6 protein-coding genes are annotated in these 5,984 nt (G+C 73.8%); 3 read left to right on the top strand and 3 right to left on the bottom strand.

Features of this window, described 5'->3' with window-relative positions:
- On the top strand, nucleotides 1-551 hold a 551-nt coding region (locus EPD83_RS19610; RefSeq protein ID WP_268951217.1), incomplete at its 5' end, for an acyl-CoA dehydrogenase family protein.
- Between the two features lie 57 nt (nucleotides 552-608).
- Complete coding sequence (locus EPD83_RS19605; protein ID WP_165567038.1) at nucleotides 609-1,076, top strand: hypothetical protein; 468 nt, start codon at nucleotides 609-611, stop codon at nucleotides 1,074-1,076.
- A 142-nt stretch (nucleotides 1,077-1,218) separates the two neighbouring features.
- On the opposite strand, the gene EPD83_RS19600 is transcribed toward EPD83_RS19605, so the two are convergent.
- Together EPD83_RS19600 and EPD83_RS19595 are read right to left on the bottom strand one after the other, a co-directional pair.
- Nucleotides 1,219-2,565, bottom strand: coding sequence for an MFS transporter (locus EPD83_RS19600; RefSeq protein ID WP_128365808.1), 1,347 nt, complete (start codon nucleotides 2,563-2,565; stop codon nucleotides 1,219-1,221).
- A 61-nt stretch (nucleotides 2,566-2,626) separates the two neighbouring features.
- A complete protein-coding gene (locus tag EPD83_RS19595) occupies nucleotides 2,627-3,577 on the bottom strand; it encodes a class II glutamine amidotransferase (RefSeq protein ID WP_128365807.1) in 951 nt (316 codons plus the stop codon).
- Nucleotides 3,578-3,706: 129 nt separating this feature from the next.
- On the opposite strand from EPD83_RS19595, the gene EPD83_RS19590 reads away from it, so the two are divergent.
- On the top strand, nucleotides 3,707-4,153 hold the full coding sequence (locus EPD83_RS19590; protein ID WP_128365806.1) for a hypothetical protein: 447 nt from the start codon (nucleotides 3,707-3,709) through the stop codon (nucleotides 4,151-4,153).
- 9 nt (nucleotides 4,154-4,162) lie between these two features.
- Here EPD83_RS19590 and EPD83_RS19585 read toward each other — a convergent pair.
- Nucleotides 4,163-5,984 (bottom strand): ABC transporter ATP-binding protein (locus tag EPD83_RS19585; RefSeq protein ID WP_205859632.1); only part of this gene is annotated, 1,822 nt, incomplete at its 5' end.

Genomic DNA, 5,984 nt, shown 5'->3' with positions numbered 1-5,984 from the left:
CGCCGGAGAAGAAGATGGGCCTGCACTGCGACACCGTCCGCGAGGTCCTCTACGACGACGTCCGCGTCGACGCCGACCGCCGGATCGGCGCCGAGGGGCAGGGCATGGCCATCGCCCTGTCCGCCCTGGACGCCGGGCGCCTCGGCATCGCCGCCGCGGCGACCGGCCTGGCGCAGGGCGCGCTCGACCTCGCCGTCGGCTACGCCCGCGAGCGGCAGCAGTTCGGCCGCGCCATCGGCGAGTTCCAGGGCCTGCAGTTCCTCGTCGCCGACATGGAGGCCGCCGTCACCTCGGCCCGCGCCACCTACCTGCACGCGGCACGGCTCAAGGACGCCGGACGCGGCTTCGGCCGCGAGGCGGCGGTGGCCAAGCTCGTGGCCACGGACGCCGCGATGCGCGTGACGACCGACGCGGTGCAGGTGCTCGGGGGCGCGGGCTACACCCAGGACTTCCCCGCCGAGCGGTTCATGCGCGAGGCCAAGGTGACCCAGATCTTCGAGGGCACGAACCAGATCCAGCGCCTGGTCATCGGGCGGCACCTGCTGCGCTGAGGGAACCTGGGGTCGTGCCGCGCGCGTCCCAGACCGGTACCCGACGACAGGAGAGCCATGTGCGTCCCCGTCCTCGTGACGACCGCGGTGCTGACCGCCGCCCTCGCCGGCTGCGGCCCCGCCGGTCCCGGCCCGGCCGACCCCAGCCCGGACGGCGGGTCCGGCCCGACCACCGCCCCGTCGAGCACCCCGCCCGCACCGTCCTCCCCGCCCGCGACCCCCACCGACCCGCTGCCACGCGACGTCAGCGAGGACCCGCGCGTCCAGGCCGCTCTCGAGGACGCCGAGGGCCGCGTCGGCATCGTGCCCGCGGAGGTCGTCGTCGCCGGGTTCGCGCAGGTCACGTGGGACGACGGGTCGCTGGGCTGCCCGAGGCCCGGACGGGCCTACCCGCAGGCGACGGTCGACGGCGAGTTGCTGCTGCTGCGCTCGGACCAGCGGCTCATGTCGTACCACGCGAAGGACGGCGGCCCCTTCCGGTACTGCGCGAGGCCGGACGACGGCTACACGGTCCGCTCCGGCTGACCCGCCCCACCCGGACGTGGCGAGACCGGGCCAACTCATACGTGACCCGGTCTCGGGGAAAGCGTAGGCACCACGCCCCGGCCGCCCCCGCACCGACACGCGGCGCGGCACCGGACGAGGACCCGCGGGGCGGTCCCCCCGCTCAGGCGTCCGGGTCGCGGGAGATGCCCGGCAGGAGGGTCTCGCCGCCCCGGAGGGCGTCGAGCGCGGCGGGGCTCACCGACTCGACGTACCGCAGCCCCTTGCGCCGGTAGCGCACCAGCTGGACCGCGCCGAGCCCCCAGAACAGGAACTGCACGGCCATCGCCAGCCGGAAGTCGCCGCGGGTGTACTCCGCGGGCCCGCCCGGTGCGAGATGGTCCAGGACGACGCCGATGAGGGCGATGCACAGCAGCGACGCGGTGAACCCGCCGACGTTGACGACCCCGGTCGCTCGGCCCAGGTGCGTCGAGGGGTGGAAGGTGCGGGCCAGGTCGAAGCCGACCATCGAGCCCGGGCCACCGACCGCGGTGACGACCGCGAGGAGCAGGAGCAGCGGCAGCGGGGCCGGCCCCGGCCACAGCAGGGTCACCGCCCAGACCGCGGCGATGGCGGCGACGATGCCGAGCACGAGCTGCGAGCGCCGGTAGGGCAGCCGGGAGGTGAAGGTCGCGACGACCGGTCCGGCCGCCATCGCCGTCACCGTCATGACGACGAGGACGAGCGAGGCGGTCCGCGGGGCGACGCCCTCGGAGACGAGGAACGGGTAGCCCCAGAGCATCGTGAAGACGGTGGCCCCGAACTGCGAGGTGAAGTGCACCCAGAGCCCGAGCCGGGTGCCGGGGTTGCCCCAGACCTCGGCCAGGGTGCGGGCCAGCGCGCGCACCTTGATCCGCTCGACGCCCTCGCCCCGGTAGGGCGAGTCCTTGACGACGACGAGCAGCGCCACCGCGAGAAGCACGCCGAGGCTCGCCGCGCCGGCGTAGGCGCGGGTCCAGCCGAAGGCCGCCAGCGCGGCGGCCAGCGGGGTGGCGGCGGCGACGGCTCCGAGCTGGCCGATCATCCCGCTCAGCTGCGTGATGAGCGGGGCCTGCTTGACCCGGAACCACAGCGCGACGAGCCGCAGCAGCGAGGTGAAGACCATCGCGTCGCCCGCGCCGAGCAGCACCCGGGCGGCCAGCCCCACCTCGAAGGTCCCCGCGACGGCGAACCAGGCCTGGCCCGCCGTCATGAGCAGCAGGCCGGTCGTCATGAGCCGCTTGGAGCCGAACCGGTCCAGCAGCACCCCGACCGGCACCTGCATCGCCGCGTACACCGCCAGCTGGACGACGGTGAACGTCGACAGCTGGGCGGCGGTGATGTCGAACCGCTCGGCGGCGAGCAGCCCGGCGACGCCGAGGGAGGTGCGGTGGAAGACGGCCAGGACGTAGACCGAGAGCCCGACGACCCAGATGGCCCAGGCCCGCCGACGGCCGATGTTGTGCACCTGGCGAAGGACGGGGCGGGTCACTCCGGGAAGTCTAGGAGCGACGCCGCGCCGTCCTCGCGGCCGTCCGCGACGGCCTCCGGCGTCAGACCGACAGCGCCTGCACCGTCTTGCTCACCCGGCCGCCCTCGTTCCGGAGGAAGAGGATGTGCCCGAACTCCAGCTCGCTCCAGCCGTCGGTGTCGTCGGTCAGGGCCTCCGAGGCGAAGATCGCGCCGGTCGCCTCGCCCTCGTCGGAGGTCTCGAAGCGGTACGTCGTCTCGTCCTTCTCGAAGTCGCTGCCCATGAGGAAGTACATCGGCTCCAGCAGCATCGACTTCGCGAAGTCGTCACTCGTGGGCTCGGACCGGCGCAGCTGCTCCCAGTCGCCCTCGGGGTCGGTCTCCCCGTCGTGCCCGAGCCCGACGTTGACGCCGATGATGCGGTTCGGGGCGACGAGCGCCATCTTCAGCTTCGTCAGGCCCGGGAGGTCGAGCTCCTTCATCGCCGCGGCGATGAGCCGGACGAGCTCCTCGACGGCGCGCTGCACGTCCTCGTCACGGTCGCCCTCGAGCAGCGAGAGCAGCAGCACGTAGAGGAACTCGGTGTCGGTGCTGCCCTTCATCTGCTCGAGGTAGGTGTCGTCGCAGTGCCGGAGCAGCTCGCGCTGGAGGATCTGCCAGTTCGGCAGGTAGCCGTTCTGGGCCACGATCCACGGCGTCCCGGAGAAGGAGAAGGGGTGGCAGTTCTCGTCGGCGAGGACGACCTTGGCGTCGTAGGCGGCCGCCCGCACGTGCGCGAGCATCGTGCTGGCCCGCAGGCTCGGGACGATCCGCTCGAGGTTGTCGTCGTAGAAGGCGGCCATCGGCCGGCGGTAGACGAACGGGTCCTCGGGCTTGAGGAGGTGCTCGCTCCAGGCCCCGAACCCCCAGCCGGCCAGCTGGAGCTCCGGGTGTCGTTCAGGGTCGAGGGCCTGGTTGACCAGGCTGTTCGTGGGCGTGAGGAGGAGGTTCTCCAGCGGGGTCTCCGGCCCGATGAACGCGAGCACTCGGCACATACGGTTCCTTCACTGACGGGGTCGCTCGGGGGTGAGCCTCGCCAGCCTAGGGCCCCGGACGTGACGCCCGGCCACCGCGGACCTCCCGCGGCGGGGCGGGCACCCCGGGCCGGCTGCGATGATCGGGCGATGAGCGCGCAGGACGAGGACCCGGTCGCGGCGCGACGCCGGCAGGCGCGGGAGAACGCCGAGTACCACCGGGCGGCGGCGGCCCGGGCCAAGGAGGCGGAGGCCCGCCGGACGGCGCCGATGGTCGCGGAGTTCGCCGAGGCCATGCGGGCGGCCCAGGTCCCGACGTCCGCGCTGCGGGCCAAGCCGCACAGCGGGCCGGGGACGCTGCGCACCGACGTCACCGGCTGGTACGTCCGCCGCGACCGCTCGGCCGGCGTCGGCACCGACGGGCAGTGGTACGTCCTCGTCGTCGCGCCGAGCCTGCGCGGCCGGCTCACCGGGGTCCACGTCGACGCGAGCCCCGCGCCCCTGCAGGTCGGGGCGGGCGGACGCGACGGCGACTCCATCGAGCTCGCGAAGCTGCTGGCCCTGCGCCTCGAGGCCGGCGCCGACTTCCCGTCCTGACCCGGGGGGTCAGACGAGCGAGTCCTCCCAGGCCCGGTGCAGGTCGGCGAACCGGCCGCCCGCGGCGACGAGGTCGGCCGGCGCGCCGTCCTCGACGACCCGCCCGTGCTCGAGGACCAGCACCCGGTCGGCGATCTCGACGGTCGAGAGCCGGTGGGCGATGATGACGGCGGTCCGGCCGGCGAGCACGGTCCGCAGGGCGTCCTGCACGAGCCGCTCGGACGGCACGTCGAGCGAGGACGTCGCCTCGTCGAGGATGAGCACCGCGGGGTCGGCGAGGAAGGCGCGGGCGAACGCGACGAGCTGGCGCTGCCCGGCCGACAGGCGGCCGCCCTGGTTGGCGACGTCGGTGTCGTAGCCGTCGGGCATGGCCCGGATGAGCCCGTCCGCCCCGAGGGCGGACGCGGCGGCGACGACGTCGGCCATGGAGGCGTCCGGCCGGCCGAAGCGGATGTTGTCGGCGATGGTGCCGGAGAAGAGGTAGTTCTCCTGGGTGACCATGACGACGTGCTCGCGCAGGGCGTCGCCGGCGAGGTCGCGCAGGTCGACGCCGTCGAGGAGCACCCGCCCGGCCGAGGGGTCGTAGAAGCGGGTGGCGAGCTTGGCCAGCGTCGTCTTGCCCGCGCCGGTCGTGCCGACGAGGGCGACGGTCTGGCCGGCCGGGACGGTGAGGTCGAGGTCGGGCAGGACCGGGCGCCCGGGGACGTACTCGAAGCGCACGCCCTCGAAGCGCACCTCCCCGGCCGCGGACGGCAGGGCGACCGGGTGCTCGGGCTCGGGCACGTCGGGACGCTGCTCGAGCACGCCGGCGAGCTTCTCCAGGGCCGCCGAGGCCGACTGGAAGGTGTTGTAGAACTGGCTGATCTCCATCATCGGCTCGAAGAACTGCCGCAGGTACAGCAGGAACGCCGCGAGCACGCCGACGGTCACCGCGTCCCGGCTCGCGAGCCACGCGCCGTAGAGCAGGACGACGGCGATGGTCACGTTGCCGACGAGCCGGATGCCGGGCATGAAGAGGGCGACGAGACGGAAGGCGACGAGGTTGGCCGCCCGGTACTGGTCGTTGACGTCGTCGAAGATCTCCTCGTTGCGGGCCTCGCGGCGGAAGGCCTGGACCGCCCGCACCCCGCCCATCGACTCCACGAAGTGGACGATGACGAGGGCGACCTTCTCGCGGGTCACCCGGTACGAGCGGCCCGACGCCGTGCGGAACCAGTTGGTCAGCAGGGCGAGGAACGGCCCGCACAGCAGGGCGACGGCCCCGAGCTCGAGGTCGAGCCAGAGGAGGATGCCGGCCGTGCCGACGAGCGTCAGCGCCGCCGTGACGAGGCCGTCGAAGCCGGTCTCGAGCATCTCGGAGATGGCGTCGACGTCGGAGGTTTGCCGGGAGATGACGCGGCCCGAGGTGTAGGTCTCGTGGAAGGCCGGGCTGAGCGCCTGGAAGTGCCGGAACACCCGGCGCCGCAGCTCGACGAGGACGTGCTGGCCGATCCGGCCCTGGAGGACGAGGAAGCGTCCCCGGGCGACGGCCTGGACGGCGGTGGCGACGAGCACCGCGCCGACGATGCCGAGCAGCGGCCGCAGGTCGTCGTCCTGCCGGATCGGCGGGATGCCGACGTCGATCCCCTCCTTGACGAGGTAGGGGATCGACAGGCGGGCGACGTTCTCGGCGAGCACGACCGCGACGACGACGAGCAGCATCCGCCGGTAGGGGACGAGCAGCTCGCGCAGCAGCCGGCGCGCCCCACCCGGCGACCCGGCGGTGAGCGACTCGGCGGTGTCGTCCGGGTGCTCCCCGAGCTCGCCCCGCCAGCCGGTCCGGACGTCGCTG

It is taken from the genome of Phycicoccus flavus (genome assembly GCF_004025965.2).
In the GTDB taxonomy this organism is placed as follows: domain Bacteria; phylum Actinomycetota; class Actinomycetes; order Actinomycetales; family Dermatophilaceae; genus Phycicoccus; species Phycicoccus flavus.
Note: the sequence above shows the minus strand (reverse complement) of the source record. Positions and strands in the feature narration are given on the sequence as shown.

Bases quoted from the DNA above. Each gene is read 5' to 3' on its own strand.
- EPD83_RS19595 (WP_128365807.1), bottom strand. From the start codon at position 3,577: ATGTGCCGAGTGCTCGCGTTCATCGGGCCGGAGACCCCGCTGGAGAAC.
- EPD83_RS19605 (WP_165567038.1), top strand. From the start codon at position 609: ATGTGCGTCCCCGTCCTCGTGACGACCGCGGTGCTGACCGCCGCCCTC.
- EPD83_RS19590 (WP_128365806.1), top strand. From the start codon at position 3,707: ATGAGCGCGCAGGACGAGGACCCGGTCGCGGCGCGACGCCGGCAGGCG.